Below are 17022 nucleotides of genomic sequence, written 5' to 3'. Positions count from 1 at the left end.
CTGATCTGATCAAGGATGTACCGATGAATCCGCACGTGGAACGTACTGAAATCCTGGTCATCGGCGCTGGTCCGGCCGGTTCCGTGGCCGCTGCGATGCTGCGCCAGCAGGGCCGCCAGGTGCTGATCCTGGAGCGCCAGCAGTTCCCGCGGTTCTCGATCGGCGAGAGCCTGCTGCCGCAGAGCATGGAGTACATCGAGGCCGCCGGGCTGCTGCAGGACGTGGTGCAGGCCGGGTTCCAGTACAAGAACGGTGCCGCGTTCGTGCGCGGCGCAGCGACCACCGAGTTCGATTTCCGCGACAAGTTCTCGCCGGGCTGGGGCACCACCTACCAGGTGCAGCGCGCCGACTTCGATGATGTGCTGGCGCGCGGTGCCGAGCGCATGGGCGCCACGCTGCGCTTCGGTGATGAAGTGCTCTCGGTACAGCCTGGCCGCCCGGCACAGGTGCAGGTGCGCCGCCCGGATGGCAGCGAATACACCATCGAGGCCGGTTTCATCCTCGACGCCAGTGGTTTCGCCCGGCTGCTGCCGCGCCTGCTGAAACTGGAGTCGCCGTCGAACTTCCCGGTGCGCGGCGCGATCTTCTGCCACGTGCGCGACCACATTCCGGCCGGCGCGGGGTTTGACCGCGACAAGATCCTGATCACCACCCATCCTGAGCACGTGGACGTGTGGTACTGGACGATTCCGTTCTCCAACGGCTGCTGCTCGCTGGGCGTGGTCGCCGAGCCGAGCTTCTTCGAGCGCTACGCCGGTACCGATCTGGAGAAGCTGCAGGCCATCGTCGGCGAAGACCCGAACCTGACCCGCCTGCTCAGGAACGCCGAATGGGCGGTGCTGCCGGTGCGCACCATCACCGGGTATTCGGCCAACGTCTCCTCCTTGTGGGGTGAGGGCTATGCGCTGCTGGGCAATGCCGGCGAGTTCCTGGACCCGGTGTTCTCCTCGGGCGTGACCATTGCCTTCAAGTCGGCGCAGCTGGCCAGCGCGTGCCTGGCGCGCGAGCATGCTGGTGAGACGGTGGATTGGGAGCAGGCGTTCTCGGTGCCGCTGCGTGCCGGGGTGAAGACCTTCCGTCGTTTTGTCGAAGCCTGGTACGCCGGTGGCTTCCAGAAGATCATCTACCATCCCGATCCGCAGCCGGAGGTGCGGCGCATGATCTCCTCGATCCTGGCCGGCTACGCCTGGGATACGCAGAACCCGTATGTCGCCGATGCCACGGGCCGGCGCCTGCGCGTGCTGGAGGAACTGTGCAGCGCCTGATCCTGACCCTGTTGCTGAGCCTGCTGCTGGCCGCGTGTGCCAGCACCCGCATGCCCACACCGCTGGTGCAGCTGCCCACGCTGCAGCTGGCGCCATCGGCATTGCCGCAGCCGGTGCAGCTGCAGCAGCGCCTGCAGTTCCGCTTCGGCAGCCACGCGCGCGAGCTGGATGCGCTGCTGGAAGTGGACGCCGAGCAGGTGCGGCTGGCCGTGCAGGCGATGGGCCAGACCGGCGTGCGCATGGTCTGGGACGGGCAGCACCTGGAGCAGACCCGCGCCCCATGGCTGCCGCCGCAGGTGCGCGGCGAGCGTGTGCTGGACGACCTGCAGTTCGCGTTGTGGCCGGCGGCGGCGATCCGCGCCGCGCTGCCCGCCGGCTGGACCCTGCAGGAGACCGATGGCGTGCGCAGCCTGGTGCAGGGCGGCACGCCTTGGCTGGTGCGCGACACGCTGCCCGATGGCCGCGTGCGCCTGCGCAACCTGGCCGAGGGCTATGAACTGGTGATCGAATCGATGGACATGGGGCAGGGCCAAGAGTGAGCAGTAGCGCGGTCTATCTGAACGAGCTGGGCGTGATCTGCGCGCTGGGTGCCGACCGCGCCCAGGTGCGCGACGGCCTGTTCGCGGCGCAGCCCGGTGGCCTGCGCGACAACGCTGCGATCCTCCCCGGGCGCACGCTGGCGCTGGGCGAAGTGCATGCGCCGCTGTCGGACCTGTCCGCCCTGCCGGTGGCCCTGCGTGGCCGCAACAACGGCCTGCTGGACGCGGCGCTGGAGCAGATCCGCGCGGGCGTGGCTGCTGCCGTGGCGCGCTTTGGTGCCGCGCGTGTGGCGGTGATCATCGGCACCAGCACCTCGGGCATCGGCGAATCGGAGAACGCACTGCGTACGCATCACCGCGATGGCGTGTGGCCGGCCGATTTCCATTACGCCCAGCAGGAAATGGGCACCGCCGCGCGCTTCGTGCGCGAGCGGATCGGCAGCACCGGCCCGGCGTGGACGATCTCCACCGCCTGTTCGTCCAGCGCCAAGGCGCTGATGTCGGCCGCGCGCCTGCTGCAGGCCGGCGCGGTCGATGCCGTAGTGGCCGGTGGCGCCGATTCGATGTGCCGGTTCACCGTGGCGGGTTTCAGCGCATTGGAGTCGGTCTCGGCGGCGCGCTGCAATCCGTTCTCCGTCAACCGCAACGGCATCAACATCGGCGAAGGCGCGGCGCTGTTCCTGATGACCCGTGAGCCGGGGCCGGTGCGGCTCTCCGGCTGGGGGGAATCCTCCGATGCGCACCACATGTCCGCGCCGGATCCGCAGGCACGCGGGGCGATCGATGCGATGCAGCAGGCGCTGGAACGGGCCGGCCTGACGGCCGCGCAGATCGACTACGTGAACCTGCACGGCACCGCCACCGGCCACAACGATGCGATGGAAAGCCAGGCGGTCGCCGCTGTGCTCGGCACGCAGGTGCCGGCCAGCTCGACCAAGCCGCTGACCGGGCACACGCTGGGTGCGTCCGGCGCGATCGAAGCGGCCCTGTGCTGGATGACACTGGCCGACAACCCCGACCAGCAGTTGCCCACCCACTGGTGGGATGGGCAGGCCGATGACGCGTTGCCGGCACTGGCGCTGGTGGCACCGGGGACGCGTGCCGCGCAGCCGCTGCAGCACGTGCTCAGTCACTCATTCGCCTTCGGCGGCAGCAATGCCGTGCTGGCACTGGCCAAGGGATGAGCATGCCGCTGCCCCCCGACATCAACGCCGTGCTTCCGCACCGCGACAGCATGCGCCTGATCCACCGCGTCGTGGCCTGGCAGGACGAGTCCATCGCGGTCGAGGTGGACGTCCCGACGCAGGGCCTGTTCTGCACCCCCGACGGCGTGCCCGCCTGGGTCGGGGTCGAATACATGGCCCAGGCGATCGCCGCCTGGGCTGGGTGCCGTGCCTGGCAGACCGGTGCGGAACCCTCGATCGGCTTCCTGCTCGGCAGCCGTCGTTACACTGCCCACCAGCCGTACTTTGCCGCCGGCAGCTGCCTGCGGGTGGAGGCGAACTGCGAGCTGTTGGGCGAGAATGGCCTGGGCATGTTCGCCTGCCGGATCCTGGCGGGCGATATCGAAGTGGCAGTTGCCAACGTTTCCGTGTTCCAACCTACGGATGCAGCGGCTTATCTGGAGAGTGGAGAGGCATGACAGGGAATTTGACCGTGCTGGTGACCGGCGCCAGCCGTGGCATCGGCCGTGCCGTGGCGCTGCGTTGCGCGCGCGACGGCTTCGACGTGGTGGTGCATTGCCGCAGCCGCATCGAAGACGCGCAGGCCGTTGTGACCGAGATCCAGGCGCTGGGCCGGCAGGCCCGGGTGCTGATGTTCGACGTGAGCGACCGCGATGCCGCGCGCACTGCGCTGGAAGCGGACATCGCCGAGCACGGCACGTATTACGGGGTGGTCTGCAACGCCGGCATCGCCCGCGACGGTGCCTTCCCGGCGATGCCGGCCGAGGATTGGGATGCGGTCATCCACACCAACCTGGACAGCTTCTACAACGTGCTGCACCCCCTGGTGATGCCGCTGGTGCGCCGGCGCAAACCGGGCCGCATCGTGACCTTGTCCTCGGTGTCCGGCCTGGTCGGCAACCGCGGTCAGACCAACTACAGTGCGGCCAAGGCCGGCATCATCGGTGCCACCAAGGCGCTGGCGCTGGAGCTGGCCAGCCGCGCGATCACCGTCAACTGCGTGGCCCCCGGGCTGATCGAGACCGAGATGGTCAATGAAGAAGTGGTCGAGCACGCGCTCAAGCTGATTCCCGCCAATCGCCTGGGCCAGCCAGAAGAGGTCGCTGCGGCGGTGTCCTTCCTGCTCTCCGAATCGGCCGGCTACATCACCCGCCAGGTGATTTCGGTCAACGGAGGCATGGTCTGATGGCCCGCCCCGATCGTCGTGTCGTGGTCACCGGCGCCGCTGCCATCAGCCCGCTCGGGCAGGATTGGGCGAGCATCCGCGCGCGTCTCCAGGCGCGGACCAATGCGGTGCGCTACATCCCCGAGTGGGAGGTCTTCGATGGCCTCAACACGCGCCTGGCTGCACCGGCTGAAGAGTTCGAACTGCCCGCCAACTACAACCGCAAGACCACCCGCAGCATGGGCAAGGTGGCGGTGATGTCGGTGCGCGCCACCGAGCTGGCGCTGGAAGCGGCCGGTCTGCTCGGCCATCCGGTGCTGCGCAGTGGCATGGCCGGCGTGGCCTACGGCTCGTCCTCGGGCAGCCACGAGGCCACCGCCGAGTTCGGCCGCATGCTCCATGAGCACACCACCGAAGGCATCAGCGCCACTACCTACCTGAAGATGATGAGCCACACCTCGCCGGTGAACATCGGCGTGTTCTTCGGCTTGTCCGGCCGCGTCTACACCACCTCCAGCGCCTGCACATCGGGCAGCCAGGGCGTGGGTTCGGGCTATGAAGCGATCCGCAGCGGCAAGCAGACGGTGATGGTCACCGGCGGTGCCGAGCAGCTCGACGCCACCGCCGCGGCGGTGTTCGACACCCTGTTCGCCACCAGCGTGCGCAATGATGCGCCGCAGACCACGCCCAGCCCGTTCGATGCGCACCGCGATGGCCTGGTGCTGGGCGAGGGCGCCTGCACGCTGATCCTGGAAGAGCTGGAGCATGCACAGGCACGCGGTGCCACGATCCTGGCCGAAGTGGTCGGCTATGGCACCAACAGCGACGGCCAGCACGTCACCCAGCCCAGCGCCGGCACCATGGCCCAGGCGATGCGGCTGGCGCTGGAAGATGCTGACCTGGCTGCCGATCGGATCGGCTACGTCAACGCGCACGGCACCGCCACCGAGCACGGCGACATCGCTGAAACCCAGGCCACCCACCAGGTGTTCGGCCCGGGCATGCCGATCAGCTCGCTCAAGAGCTACGTCGGGCACATGCTCGGGGCCTGCGGCGCCTTCGAGGCCTGGCTCAGCATCGAGATGATGCGCGACGGCTGGTTCGCCCCGACCCTGAACCTGCACGAGGTCGATCCGCGCTGCGGCGCGCTGGACTACATCGACGGCGAAGGGCGCGCATTGCAGACCGACCACGTCATGAGCAACAACTTCGCCTTCGGTGGCATCAACACCTCGTTGATTTTCCGCCGCTGGCAGGACTGACCGCTGTTTCCGGCCTGCCGTGCGGGCCGGCCGTTTCCGTAAACCCCTCGCGTCCCCAACAAGGAGAAAGTTGAATGCGTCGTTTTACCCTGATGGCCGCCACCGCCCTGCTGGCTGTCGCCAGCACCGCCCAGGCCCGCGATACCCGCGTGGAGCAGTCGCTGCATGAGCTGGTCAATTCCGCCGAAGCCCGCAATGTGGGCATCGACGGCAGCGTGAAGTTCTATCTGGCCGGCGAGAACGTCAGTGTGCTGCAGCGCCTGGGCGAGGATGTCACCAACAAGAAGACCAACGCGGCCAACAAGAGCGACGCCGAAGCCTGCCGCTGGGTGGCCCTGTCGGCGCTGCGCGCGCTGCAGGACGGCGCCAAGTCGCGCGGCGCCAACGCCGTGGTCGACATCGTCAGCTACTACAAGAAGAACGAGTTCAAGAGCACCACCAACTACGAATGCTATGCGGGCACGATCCTGGCCGGCGTGGCGCTGAAGGGCACCTACGCCAAGGTGAAGTAAGCCGAAAGACCACCGCCTTGTGGGCGGTGGTCTGCGGAATGGGACGGTCGTGGGCACCGACAGACCCGCCGCGGCCACGCATTCATCACGGCGGTATGGGCAGACTGCAGCGGCGCCCAGCTGAACGACATCGCGACATTGATGAACCTGATGCTGTCGCGCGACGGAAAACCGACAGGGGACAGTGCACGCAGCTTTCACCTGTGCCAGCTTTCCTCCACAATCAATGTCATTCACTACCCTGGGCAAAGCCCTGCGGCATGCAAGCCTACGTCTATAAAAGCCAACGCAAGCAGGACAGCTTCGTCTATCTCGCCGTTCGTGATGACTTCTCGGTCATCCCTGACGCGGTGAAGGCCTCGCTGGCGCCGTTCCAGTTCGTTCTCGAAGTGGCCCTGACTCCCGACCGTCGCCTCGCCCAGGCCGATGCCGCACAAGTGCGCCAGAACCTGATCGAGCGTGGATTCCACCTGCAGTTGCCGCCGCCCCCGTTGGCGCCGGTCCGGTTCGCGCGACGCAATGACTGAATCCCAACGCCCCCGCGCTGTTGCCTCTGCGGCCGCGCTTGGTGTGCTGCTGGCCCTGGCCGCGGCCGTCGGTGGCGTGCCCGGTGCGGTGTGCGCCGCGCTGGCCCAGCCGGCGTTCGCGCTGGCGGTATCGTGGTGGCGCCGGACGCGCCCGCTGCAGTCATTGCCCCAGGTGGCCCGCCATGACGCGCCCGCGCTGCTGGCGCTGTGGTCGCTTGGCCCGCTGCTGCTGACCCTGCTGGTGGCCTGGCCGCTGAGCGCACTGCACGACAGCGGCAGCCTGGCCGCCGTGCTTGGCCTGAGCGTGGCGGTCAGTGCCGCACTGCTCGGGGTCTGGCGGACCTGGCCGTTGTGGAATGACGTGGAACGCAGCGAAGGAAGCCTGGCCCGCCATTGGCAGACCCTGGCCGGGCGCGACCTGACCGCCTGGCGCGGGTTGGCCGTGGCCGCACTGGTGGTGCTGGTGTGCGCGCTGGTCGTGCTGCCGGCGTGGCCGGGCCTGGTGTCGGACGCGCTGCATTGGCCGATCGCCGCTGCGGTCGTGCTGCTGTCGCCCTTGGCGCACCTGCTGCTGCAGGCGATCACACCGGCGACGACCCTGGGCGCGCCGATGCCGGCCGAGACGCGCGGTGACCGCGACGAGCCCTTTGCCGAGCCGTACGCCGAGCCCAAGCCGCTCGAATCGATCGGCCTGCATGAACAACAGCCGGCGCTGTATGACGCCGCGCGCAGCGGCCGGGTCGATCGCGCCCTGCAGCTGCTGCAGGCCGGTGCCGATCCGCACGGGCTGCCCGATCCGGCCTGGCGCGACCAGCGCAGCCTTGCCGTGCTCGCCGCGGTGCTGCCCGACCTGCGTCTGCTGCGTGAACTGATCGCCCGCGGCGTCGGCGTCAACGCCCCGCACCGCGGTATGACCCCGCTGCTGGCCGCCACCCGCGACAGCTGGCACGGCCGCCCCGAGGCGGTGATGACCCTGCTCGCCAACGGCGCCGACCCGCGTGCGGTGGACAGCGAAGGCAACACCCCCCTGCATCACGCCGCGCGCAGTTCCGATCCCGGCGTCGCCGCATTGCTGCGCGATGCCGCCGCCGAACTGGATGCGCTGAACGACGATGGCTGGTCACCGTTGGCCGTGGCCTGCCAGGTCGGCAACTGGCGCCTGGCCAAGTTCCTGCTGGAACGCGGGGCCAAGACCGAGCCGGCCGAGGGCACGCCCGTGTTGCTTGCCGCTGCGGGCACCGAAGAAGACGATCCGGCCGGTGTGCAGCTGCTGCTCAAGCACAAGGCCCGCGCCGATGCGCGCGACCGCCAGCGCCGCAGCGCGCTGCACGAAGCCGCGCTGGCCGGCCATGTCGACATCATCGACGTGCTGCTTGCTGCCGGCGCCAACCTGGAAGCCCGCGACGCACTGGCGCGTACCCCGTGGCTGGAAGCCGCGCGGGGTGGCCGTGCCGGCGTGGTCGAACACCTGCTGCCGCACCACCCCGATCTCAATGCGGTCGATGGCGAAGGCCGCAACGCGGTGCTGCTGGCCTGTATGGCCGAGAACGTCTCGCCGCTGCTGATCCGTCGCCTGCGTGACCTGGGCATCGCCGTCGATGTGGCCGATCCGCAGGGCCGTCGTGCGGTGGATATCGCTGCTGGCGCCGGGCGCTGGGCGATCGTCTCGCTGCTGGATCCCGCCTATCCGCTGCCTTCCGCGGTCAGCGACGGGCTGGTGATGTCCGGCGACAGCGATGCGGCCTCGCCCTCGCTGCCGGATCGCCCACCGCTGGAGCTCCTGCGCGAAGCGCTGAGCTTCGGCAACGTGGAGGGCATGGCCGCGCTGGCCCGCCTGTGTGCGCCGGAGGAACTGGGTGCGCTGTTGCACGACGCCGAACTGGCGCTGGATCCGCAGGCGCTGGACTGGCTGCTCGCGCACGGCGCGGCGCCGGAAGTCCTGGATGCCTGCGGGGATACCCCGATGTTCGCGCTGCTGGCGCGGGGCATCGACGCGGTGCCGGCGCTGCAGGTGCTGCTGCGCCGTGGCCTGTCCCCGGCCGGTCGCGGTGGCCTGGCACGCCTGCTGAGCGCCTGCGCCCAGCACGACCACGCCTCGCGCGGGCTGGAACAGCTTGCGCTTGAACTGCTCGACCGCGGCGCGGATCCGTTCGCGCCATCGCCGGCCGGCGATCCGCCGCTGTCGCTGGCCGTGCGGCTGGGCTGGCTGCGGCTGCAGCAGGCCCTGCTCACTCAAGGCGTGGACCGCGAAGCACGCGACAGCCATGGCATGACCGCCCTGCATCTGGCCACCGCGCTCGCGCGCGAAGGCTCGATCAAGCTGCTGGTGCAGCAGGGCGCCTCACCCGAAGCCCGCGCCGCCGACGGCCAGACCCCTCTGGGCGTGGCGCTGTCGATCGGCCGCCGCGATCTGGCCGACTGGCTGGACTGGCGGGTGTGGCCGCTGCCGCGCCGCGCGCTGCGCGACGGCGACCTGCCGGCGGCCGCGATGGCCGGTGACGCCGATGCCGTACGTCGCCTGATCGATCTCGGTTTCGCCGTTGATGTGGTCGACGCCCAAGGCTGCACCGCGCTGCTGCGTGCCGCCGGGGGCGGGCACCTGGCCGTGGTCGACCTGCTGCTCACCCGTGGCGCGAATCCGCAGCACGCCGCGGCCAGCGGTGCGACGCCCCTGTCGGCGGCGGTCAGCATGCGCCAGATCGATATCGTCTCGGCCCTGCTCGATGCCGGTGCCGAACTGGAATACCGCCTGCCGGGCGGCGTCACCGTGCTGATGCTTGCCTCGGCGCTGGGCCTGCCCGACATCGTCTCGCGCCTGCTCACCGCCGGTGCCAACGTGCACGCGGGCGATGCCCAGCAGCTTGGCCCGTTGCACTGCGCTGCGCTGTACGGTTTCAGTGCGCGCGACCGCGCGCGACTGCTGGCCCTGCTCGACACCCTGCTGCTGGCCGGTGCCGAACCGGACCTGGCCGCCGCCGGCTCGGTCACGCCGCTGCTGCTGCTGCTTGGCGCACGCGCCGAACCGGGTACCGCCTGCGATGAGCAGATCGTGCTCGCCGCGGTGGAACGCCTGCTCGACGAAGACGTTTCGCTGGAGGTGCGCGATCCGCGCGGTTTCGGTCCGCTGCATCTGGCGGCGCTGCACGGCCTGCCGCTGCTGGTACAGCGCCTGCTGCGTGCCGGCGCCGACCCGGACGTGCGCGATGCGCTCAACCGCAGCCCGCGCGAGATCGCGGTGATGCGCGGCTTCATCGACGTCGCCGGGGAGTTCGAACCGCTGGTGCCGGGCGTGTCTTCGATGGCCCGGTTCCTGCGCGATAACGGCTGAGCCCCGCCTGGTAGTGCCGGCCGCTGGCCGGCAGCGCTCAATGAGGCACGGGCAGGTGCACCTGCAGGTTCATCAACGCGGTGGGTTGCCGTCCACACCCTTCCCCTCACTCTCCGCATCCGCCTCGAACAGATGCATCAGGTCCGCGCGCGCATCGCGCGAGGTCTGGATCACCGCCGCCTCGTCGTCGTAGACCAGGTACTGATCGCGCAGCAGCTTCTCGTCGTGCTCGCGGAAGCGCTGCACATGGCTGCGTGCGGTTTCCACCGACATGCCCAGCGCGATCAGCATCCGTTCGCTCAGTTCCAGGCTCGTCCCGAACACCTCGCGGAACGGCTCGGCGGACATGTCCATCAGCCGCCACGCATGCTGGCGGTTACGCGCGCGCACCAGCACCACCGCATCGGGATACATGCGCCGGATCAGCCGCGTGGCCCGCATGTTGGCGTCTGGATCATCCAGCGTGACCACGTAGACGCGGATGTGCTCGCCGCCGGCGGCGCGCAGCATTTCCGGCCGGGTCGGGTCGCCGTAATAGAGCTTGTTGCCGAAGCGGCGCAGGTCCGAGACCGTATCCGGATTGGATTCCAGCGCCACGAACGGGATCTTCTGCGCGGTCAGCAGGCGCGCGACCACCTGGCCGAAGCGGCCCATGCCGGCGATCATCACCTGAGGCTGCACATCGGTGATGTCGACCTTGTCGGCGGGCTGGGCAGGCGTCTTGGGGCCCTCGTCGCGGCCCAGCAGGCGGATCAGGCCGATCATCAGCAGCGGCGTGATCGCCATCGACAGGCCGACAATCGCCACCAGCCGATCATGGTTGGCGTTGCCAAGCAGGTGCGCGCGCTGGGCCTCGTTGAACACCACGAACGCGAACTCGCCGCCCAGCCACAGCACGCTGCCCAGCAGCACCGCGTGGCGGGTCCGCAGCTTGGCCAGCTTGCCGATGCCGAACAGCAGGCCGAACTTGACCACCAGCAGGATCGCCACGCCTGCCGCGATCATCATCGGCTCGGCGACGATGCGGTCCAGGTCGATGCCCATGCCCACGGCGATGAAGAACAGGCCGAGCAGCAGGCCCTTGAACGGCTCGATCTGCGATTCCAGCTCGTGGCGGAATTCCGAATCGGACAACAGCACACCGGCCAGGAACGCACCCAGGCTCGGGCTCAGTCCGGCCTCCTGCATGAACCATGCGGTGCCCAGCACCACCAGCAGCGCAGTGGCGGTGAACACCTCCGGGCTGCGGGTGCGCGCAATGATGTTGAACAGCCGGCGCAGCACCGGGCGGCCGCACAGGATCACCACCGCCAGTGCGCCGATGGCGATGGCCACGTCGTTCCACTGCAGGGTGTCGTTGCGCGCACCGCCGAGCAGTGGAATCGCGGCCAGCAACGGGATCGCGATCAGGTCCTGGAACAACAGGATGGCAAAACCCAGGCGCCCGTAATCGCTGTTGATCGCTTTATGCTCGGACAGCAGCTGCAGCCCGACCGCGGTGGAGGACAGTGCCAGCGCGATGCCGACGATCAACGCGCTCTTCCACTGGAAGTGATCCAGCATCAACAGGCTGCCCAGCACCAGCGCGCTCAGCGCGACCTGCAGCGCGCCAGCGCCGAACACCGAGCGGCGCATCACCTTCAGGCGGGCGGGCGACAGCTCCAGGCCGATCACGAACAGCAGCATCACCACGCCGATCTCGGCGGCGCTGAGGATGCGGTCGGCATCCTGCACGAAACCCAGGCCATCCGGGCCGAGCACCACGCCGGCCGCCAGATACCCCAGCACGGCGCCCAGGCCGAGCTTCTTGAACACCGGTACCGCGATCACTGCAGCCAGCAGCAGCACCAGGGCCAGCTCGAGCGCGCCGCTATGCATGGGGGAACCTGCTCATGGGGGTGTGTGCCGTGCGGGTGGAAAGCCTCCCCGGGGCGGCCGGGGCCTGTGGCCAGGGCCACGCAGTATTATGCGGCCGCCATGGGCGCCCAAGGCGACTGCCACCGGAACGGCATCCCGGACAAGGGTTGACCTGCGTCACACCCGGGTCCAGACTGCCCGCCGCTGCTGGCGTCCGCCGTCGGCAGTAAACCCTTCCGGAGTCCCCAACCCATGTCCAGCGACAGTAGAAGTCGACCTTGCTCGACGCCAGCGATGGCCACCGCCTGACACGGGTCGGTTCGCCAGCGTTGGTGTCGCGCAATGCGATACCCACAGGCGAATACGATGAACCAGAAAGACCTGCTGCGCCCGGTGGCCGATGCCGCCTCGTTGAGCGCACCCCTCGATAATTTCAACACCGCCGACGCGGTGGAATTCCTCAACACGCTGAGCCTGTCGCGCGCCGCCGACACGCTGGCCGCGTTGCCGTTGCCGCGCGCGGTGAAGATGCTCGAGCAGCCCGAACTCAACCGCGGCGGCGATCTGGTAGCGGCCATGCCGGTGGCCCGGGCGGCCGCCCTGCTCGGGCTGATGGCCGATGACCGCGCCACCGATATCGTCCACGAGCTGGACGAGGACGAGCGCGCACGCCTGATCCCGCTGCTCAGCCCGGAGGCGCGCAAGGCGATCCAGCAGCTGCTGAGCTACCCGGCGCACACCGCCGGCGCGCTGATGACCACCGAGTTCGTCAGCGTGCCCTCGGACTGGACGGTCGGACGCACCCTGCAGCACATCCGCGAAGTGGAGCGCACCCGCGAGACCGTCTACGCAATCTATGTGCTGGACCCGCACACCCGCGCGCTGGTGCAGGTGGTCACCATGCGCCGGCTCATCACCGGGCTGCCCGAGGAGCCCATCCTCGACGTCGCCCAGGTCAACCCGCCGGTGACGGTGGATGTGCAGCTGGATCAGGAGGAGGTGGCGCAGCTGATCCGCCGCCACGACCTGCTCGCGATCCCGGTGGTGGACGCGCAGCACCATGTGCTGGGCATCGTCACGGTGGATGACATCCTGGATGCGCTGATCGAAGAATCCACCGAGGACGTGCACAAGTTCGGCGGCATGGAGGCGCTGGAAAAGCCGTACATGCAGATCGGCTTCTTCGAGATGCTGCGCAAGCGGGCCGGCTGGCTGAGCGTGCTGTTCCTCGGCGAAATGCTGACCGCCAGCGCGATGCAGCATTACGAAGACGAGCTGGCGCGCGCGGTGGTGCTGACGCTGTTCATCCCGCTGATCATGAGTTCGGGCGGCAACTCCGGCTCGCAGGCGACCTCGCTGCTGATCCGCAGCCTGGCCCTGCGCGAGCTGCGCCTGCGCGACTGGTGGAAGGTGGCGCTGCGCGAGGTGCCGACCGGCATCACCCTGGGGGCGATCCTGGGCGTGCTGGCGATCATCCGCATCGTGTCCTGGCAGCTGCTGGGCCTGCACGACTACGGCGAGCACTGGCAGCTGCTGGCACTGACCATCGGCGCGGCACTGGTCGGCATCGTCACGTTCGGCTCGCTGTCCGGCTCGATGCTGCCCTTCATCCTCAAGCGCCTGGGCTTCGACCCGGCCAGCGCCTCGGCCCCGTTCGTGGCCACGCTGGTGGACGTCACCGGCCTGGTCATCTACTTCAGCATCGCCGCGATGATCCTGCGCGGCACCCTCCTTTAACAGGGACGGAGGTAGTTAATAACAGGGACGGAGGTGATTATTAATCACCTCCGTCCCTGTTACTGTCTGGTCGCATGAGCACCTACCACCTGCAAGCCGTCTTCCGCCCGCAGTCGGTCGCCGTGATCGGCGGCAGCCCGCGTGAACGCTCCGCCGGCCGCGCGGTAATGCGCAATCTGCGCGACACCGGCTTCCCCGGCAACGTGGCCTGGATCAATCCGCGTTACAGCGAGATAGACGGCATCCGCACGGTGAAGCGGCTCAAGGATCTGGACTGGGTGCCGGAGCTGGTGGTCATCACCGCCCCGGCCAGCATCGTGCCGCAGGTGGTGGCCACCGCCGCCGAGCGCGGTGTCAGCGCGGCGATCATCCTCACTGCCAACCTGGGCGAAGGCCCGGGCTCGCTGGCCGCGCAGGTGGAGGCGGCAGCACGGCCCAAGGGCCTGCGCATTCTGGGCCCGCACTGCCTGGGCGTGATCGCCCCGCATGCGCGCTTGAACGCCAGCATCGCCGCGCACTTCCCGCAGGCCGGTGACCTGGCCTTGATCTCCGAATCCAGCGCGATTGCCGCGGCCCTGGTGGAGTGGGGCGTGGCGCGCTCGGTCGGTTTCTCCGCCGTGGTTTCGCTCGGCGACACCCTGGATGTCGACTTCGGCGACCTGCTGGATTACTTCGCCACCGATTACCGCACCCGCGCGATCCTGCTGTACGTCGAGCACATCCGCGATGCGCGCAAGTTCATGTCGGCCGCGCGTGCCGCTGCGCGCGCCAAGCCGGTGGTGGTGGTCAAATCCGGCCGCCACATCCGCATCAATCCCGATGCCGATACCCACGTGCAGGCGCTGGCCAGCGCCGATGCGGTCTACGGGGCGGCATTCAACCGCGCGGGCCTGCTGCGCGTCAGCGCGCTGGATGAGCTGTTCACCGCGGCCGAAACACTGGGCCGGCTCGGCACCTTCCCCGGGCGTCGCCTGGCGATCCTGAGCAACGGCGGCGGGGTGGGGCGGCTGGCGGTGGACCAGCTGCTGGCCCTGCGCGGCAGCCTGGCCGAGCTGTCGCCGGCCACCGTCGCACAACTCGATGCGGTGCTGCCGCAGGGCTGGTCGCGCAGCAATCCGGTCGACATCGTGGTCGATGCCGACGGCGACCGTTACGCCGCGGCGATCGAAGCGCTGATGTCCGATACCGAGAACGACGCGGTATTGGTGGTCAACGTGCCGACCGCGTTCACCTCCTCGGCCGATGCCGCGCAGGCGCTGACCCGCACGCTCGGCCTGCGCCCGCGCCACCATCGCGACAAGCCGGTGTTCGCGGTGTGGCTGGGCAACGACGATCGTGCCACGGCCACGCTCAATGCCGCGCGCGTGCCGACCTACCCGACCGAAGCCGAGGCGGTCCGCGGCTTCCAGCATCTGGTGCGCTACCGCGACGCGCAGGCCGCGTTGATGGAAACCCCGCCCAGCCTGCCCGAGGATTTCGTGGTCGATACCGCCGGCGCCCGCGCGCTGGTGGAGGCTGCGCTCGCCGCCGGCCAGCAATGGCTGGACCCGATCGCCACCCACCAGCTGCTCAGCGCCTACGGCATTCCGTCCGCGCCGGTGATGCAGGCCCGTGATGCCCACGAGGCGATGGACCTGGCCCAGCCGCTGCTGGAGCAGGGCGCCACCGTCGCGATCAAAGTGTTCTCGGCCGATATCCCGCACAAGTCCGATGTGGATGGCGTGCGCTTGAATCTCAGTACCCTGCAATCCGTGCATGCGGCGGCCACCTCGATCATCGCGCGCGCGCACGAAAAGCGACCCGATGCGCGCATCGATGGCGTGCTGGTGCAGCCGACCATCGTGCGTCCCAAGGCGCGCGAGTTGATCGCGGGTATCGCCGACGACCCGACCTTCGGCCCGGTGATCGTGTTCGGCCGTGGCGGCACCGCGGTCGAAGTCATCGACGACAAGGCGATCGCCCTGCCACCGCTGGACCTGCGCCTGTCGCACGAACTGATCGGGCGCACGCGCGTGTCGCGCATCCTGAAGGCCTACCGCGATGTCCCGGCCGCCGACGAACGCGCGGTCGCGCTGATCCTGGTCAAGCTGGCCCAGCTCGCCGCCGACATTCCCGAGATCCGCACGCTCGACATCAATCCGCTGCTCGCCGACCGCGACGGGGTGATCGCACTCGATGCGCGCGTGGCGATCGAACCCTCGCGCAAGCTGCACAAGGGCCGCGGCCATCCGCGCTTCGCGGTGTTCCCGTATCCCAAGGAATGGGAGCGCACCATTACCCTGTCCGACGGCGCCCCCGCCTTCGTGCGACCGGTCCGCCCCGAGGACGACGCGCTGTTCCGCGCCTTCTTTGCGCGCGTTACCGATGACGACCTGCGCCTGCGCTTCTTCCAGTCGGTGAAGCATTTCAGCCACGAGTTCATCGCGCGCCTGACCCAGCTCGACTACGCGCGCTCCATCGCGCTGGTGGCGATCGATCCGCGCAGCGGCGACATGCTCGGTGCGGTGCGGCTGCATGCCGATGCAGACTACGACCGTGGCGAGTACGGCATCCTGATCCGCTCCGACCTCAAGGGCCACGGCATCGGCTGGCGGTTGATGGCGATCATGATCGAGTACGCGCAGTGGCTCGGCCTGAACATCATCGAAGGCCAGGTGCTGCGCGAGAACAGCACCATGCTGGCGATGTGCCAGAGCCTGGGCTTCAAGACCCGGCTCGACCCGGACGATTCGACGGTGATGGTGGTGACCCTGCCGGTGCAGGATGTGCAGGTGCCGCAGGCGCCCGATCCTGCAACGCACTGAGCCGATCGCGGTACGGCGCGGGCACGTGGGCGGGGCGACAATACGGCATGACTGATCGTATCCCCCTGCTGCTGCTCCCCGGCCTGCTCAACGACGCTGAACTCTGGCGCGCGCAGATCGCCGACCTGTCCGATATCGCCGCGTGCATCGTCGGCGACCAGACCCGCGGCGAGACGATGCAGGCGGTGGTCGAGGACGTGCTGGCGCAGGCACCGGCGCGTTTCGCCCTGGCCGGTTTTTCACTGGGCGGCTTCGTGGCGCAGGCGATCCTGCGCACCGCGCCGGAGCGGGTGCTGCGGCTGGCCCTGGTCGATACCTCGATCCATGCCGACTCGCCCGAGCGCGCCAAGCAACGCCAGACCCAGCGGGCCAGCGTACGCCTGCCCGGGAAATTCCACGGCTTCGGCTACACCCTGATGCGCAGCTACATCGATGCCTCGCGGCTGGATGATGACGTGCTGGTGCAGCGCGTGCGCGACATGACCGCGCGGCTGGGTGCGGACGTATTCCTGCGCCAGAGCGCATTGGACCGGGTGGATGGCCATGACATGCTGGCCGGGTACCGCGATCCGCTGTTGATCGTATGCGGTGCGAACGATCGCATCACCCCGCTGGCGATCAGCGAGGCGATGCACGCGCTGGTGCCGGATTCAACCCTGGTGGTGCTGCCCGATTGCGGCCATCTGGCCCCGATGGAGAAGCCCGACGAAGTCAGCGCGGCAATGCGGGACTGGTTGCTCCGGTAGGTGCCGGCCGGCGGCCGGCACGCACCATCCCGCGCCCCCCCCCCCGTCGGGGGCGGGGCCCACAAACCCCACCCCCGCGCGGAACGCCCCGTTTGG

13 protein-coding genes are annotated in these 17022 nt (G+C 69.1%); 12 read left to right on the top strand and 1 reads right to left on the bottom strand.

Annotation, left to right across the window (positions count from 1 at the left end; translation table 11 throughout):
* Positions 1-23: 23 nt before the first annotated feature.
* From QMX81_RS13655 to QMX81_RS13615, 9 genes are all read left to right on the top strand, one after another.
* Positions 24-1265: an NAD(P)/FAD-dependent oxidoreductase gene (locus QMX81_RS13655; protein WP_282262254.1), complete on the top strand. Its 1242-nt coding sequence runs from the start codon at positions 24-26 to the stop codon at positions 1263-1265.
* A complete protein-coding gene (locus tag QMX81_RS13650) occupies positions 1253-1804 on the top strand; it encodes a DUF3261 domain-containing protein (protein WP_121040871.1) in 552 nt (183 codons plus the stop codon). Before QMX81_RS13655 ends, QMX81_RS13650 begins: the two co-directional genes overlap by 13 nt.
* Positions 1801-2988 (top strand): beta-ketoacyl-ACP synthase, encoded by a 1188-nt coding sequence (locus QMX81_RS13645; protein ID WP_121040869.1) that lies wholly within the window; start codon positions 1801-1803, stop codon positions 2986-2988. The genes QMX81_RS13650 and QMX81_RS13645 overlap by 4 nt, the downstream gene beginning before the upstream one ends.
* Before the next feature lie 2 nt (positions 2989-2990).
* The gene (locus tag QMX81_RS13640) at positions 2991-3446 is read left to right on the top strand and encodes a hotdog family protein (protein WP_226956608.1); all 456 of its coding nucleotides are present in this window, start codon (positions 2991-2993) and stop codon (positions 3444-3446) included.
* Positions 3443-4174 (top strand): 3-ketoacyl-ACP reductase FabG2, encoded by a 732-nt coding sequence (locus tag QMX81_RS13635; RefSeq protein WP_121040865.1) that lies wholly within the window; start codon positions 3443-3445, stop codon positions 4172-4174. Before QMX81_RS13640 ends, QMX81_RS13635 begins: the two co-directional genes overlap by 4 nt.
* The gene (locus QMX81_RS13630) at positions 4174-5415 is read left to right on the top strand and encodes a beta-ketoacyl-ACP synthase (RefSeq protein WP_282262247.1); all 1242 of its coding nucleotides are present in this window, start codon (positions 4174-4176) and stop codon (positions 5413-5415) included. Before QMX81_RS13635 ends, QMX81_RS13630 begins: the two co-directional genes overlap by 1 nt.
* A gap of 74 nt (positions 5416-5489) precedes the next feature.
* Positions 5490-5927: an excinuclease ATPase subunit gene (locus QMX81_RS13625; protein ID WP_121040861.1), complete on the top strand. Its 438-nt coding sequence runs from the start codon at positions 5490-5492 to the stop codon at positions 5925-5927.
* 260 nt (positions 5928-6187) lie between these two features.
* The gene (locus QMX81_RS13620; RefSeq protein WP_282262245.1) at positions 6188-6454 is read left to right on the top strand and encodes a YcgL domain-containing protein; all 267 of its coding nucleotides are present in this window, start codon (positions 6188-6190) and stop codon (positions 6452-6454) included.
* The gene (locus tag QMX81_RS13615) at positions 6447-9782 is read left to right on the top strand and encodes an ankyrin repeat domain-containing protein (RefSeq protein WP_282262244.1); all 3336 of its coding nucleotides are present in this window, start codon (positions 6447-6449) and stop codon (positions 9780-9782) included. The genes QMX81_RS13620 and QMX81_RS13615 overlap by 8 nt, the downstream gene beginning before the upstream one ends.
* A gap of 72 nt (positions 9783-9854) precedes the next feature.
* Here the strand turns inward: QMX81_RS13615 and QMX81_RS13610 are convergent, their stop codons facing one another.
* On the bottom strand, positions 9855-11660 hold the full coding sequence (locus QMX81_RS13610) for a monovalent cation:proton antiporter-2 (CPA2) family protein (RefSeq protein WP_121040854.1): 1806 nt from the start codon (positions 11658-11660) through the stop codon (positions 9855-9857).
* A gap of 345 nt (positions 11661-12005) precedes the next feature.
* Here QMX81_RS13610 and mgtE point away from each other — a divergent pair, with 345 nt between their 5' ends.
* The 3 genes from mgtE (at position 12006) to QMX81_RS13595 (ending at position 16926) form a co-directional block, all read left to right on the top strand.
* Positions 12006-13376 carry a magnesium transporter gene (mgtE, locus tag QMX81_RS13605; RefSeq protein WP_121040852.1) on the top strand — a complete coding sequence of 457 codons (1371 nt, stop codon included), beginning with the start codon at positions 12006-12008 and terminating at the stop codon, positions 13374-13376.
* A 74-nt stretch (positions 13377-13450) separates the two neighbouring features.
* A complete protein-coding gene (locus QMX81_RS13600; RefSeq protein WP_152152122.1) occupies positions 13451-16180 on the top strand; it encodes a bifunctional acetate--CoA ligase family protein/GNAT family N-acetyltransferase in 2730 nt (909 codons plus the stop codon).
* Between the two features lie 47 nt (positions 16181-16227).
* The gene (locus QMX81_RS13595; protein ID WP_282262242.1) at positions 16228-16926 is read left to right on the top strand and encodes an alpha/beta fold hydrolase; all 699 of its coding nucleotides are present in this window, start codon (positions 16228-16230) and stop codon (positions 16924-16926) included.
* Positions 16927-17022: the final 96 nt, after the last annotated feature.

The sequence above is a fragment of the Stenotrophomonas sp. PS02301 genome, from assembly GCF_029959485.1.
GTDB lineage: Bacteria > Pseudomonadota > Gammaproteobacteria > Xanthomonadales > Xanthomonadaceae > Stenotrophomonas > Stenotrophomonas maltophilia_Z.
This window is presented reverse-complemented; position numbering and strand designations above follow the sequence as displayed.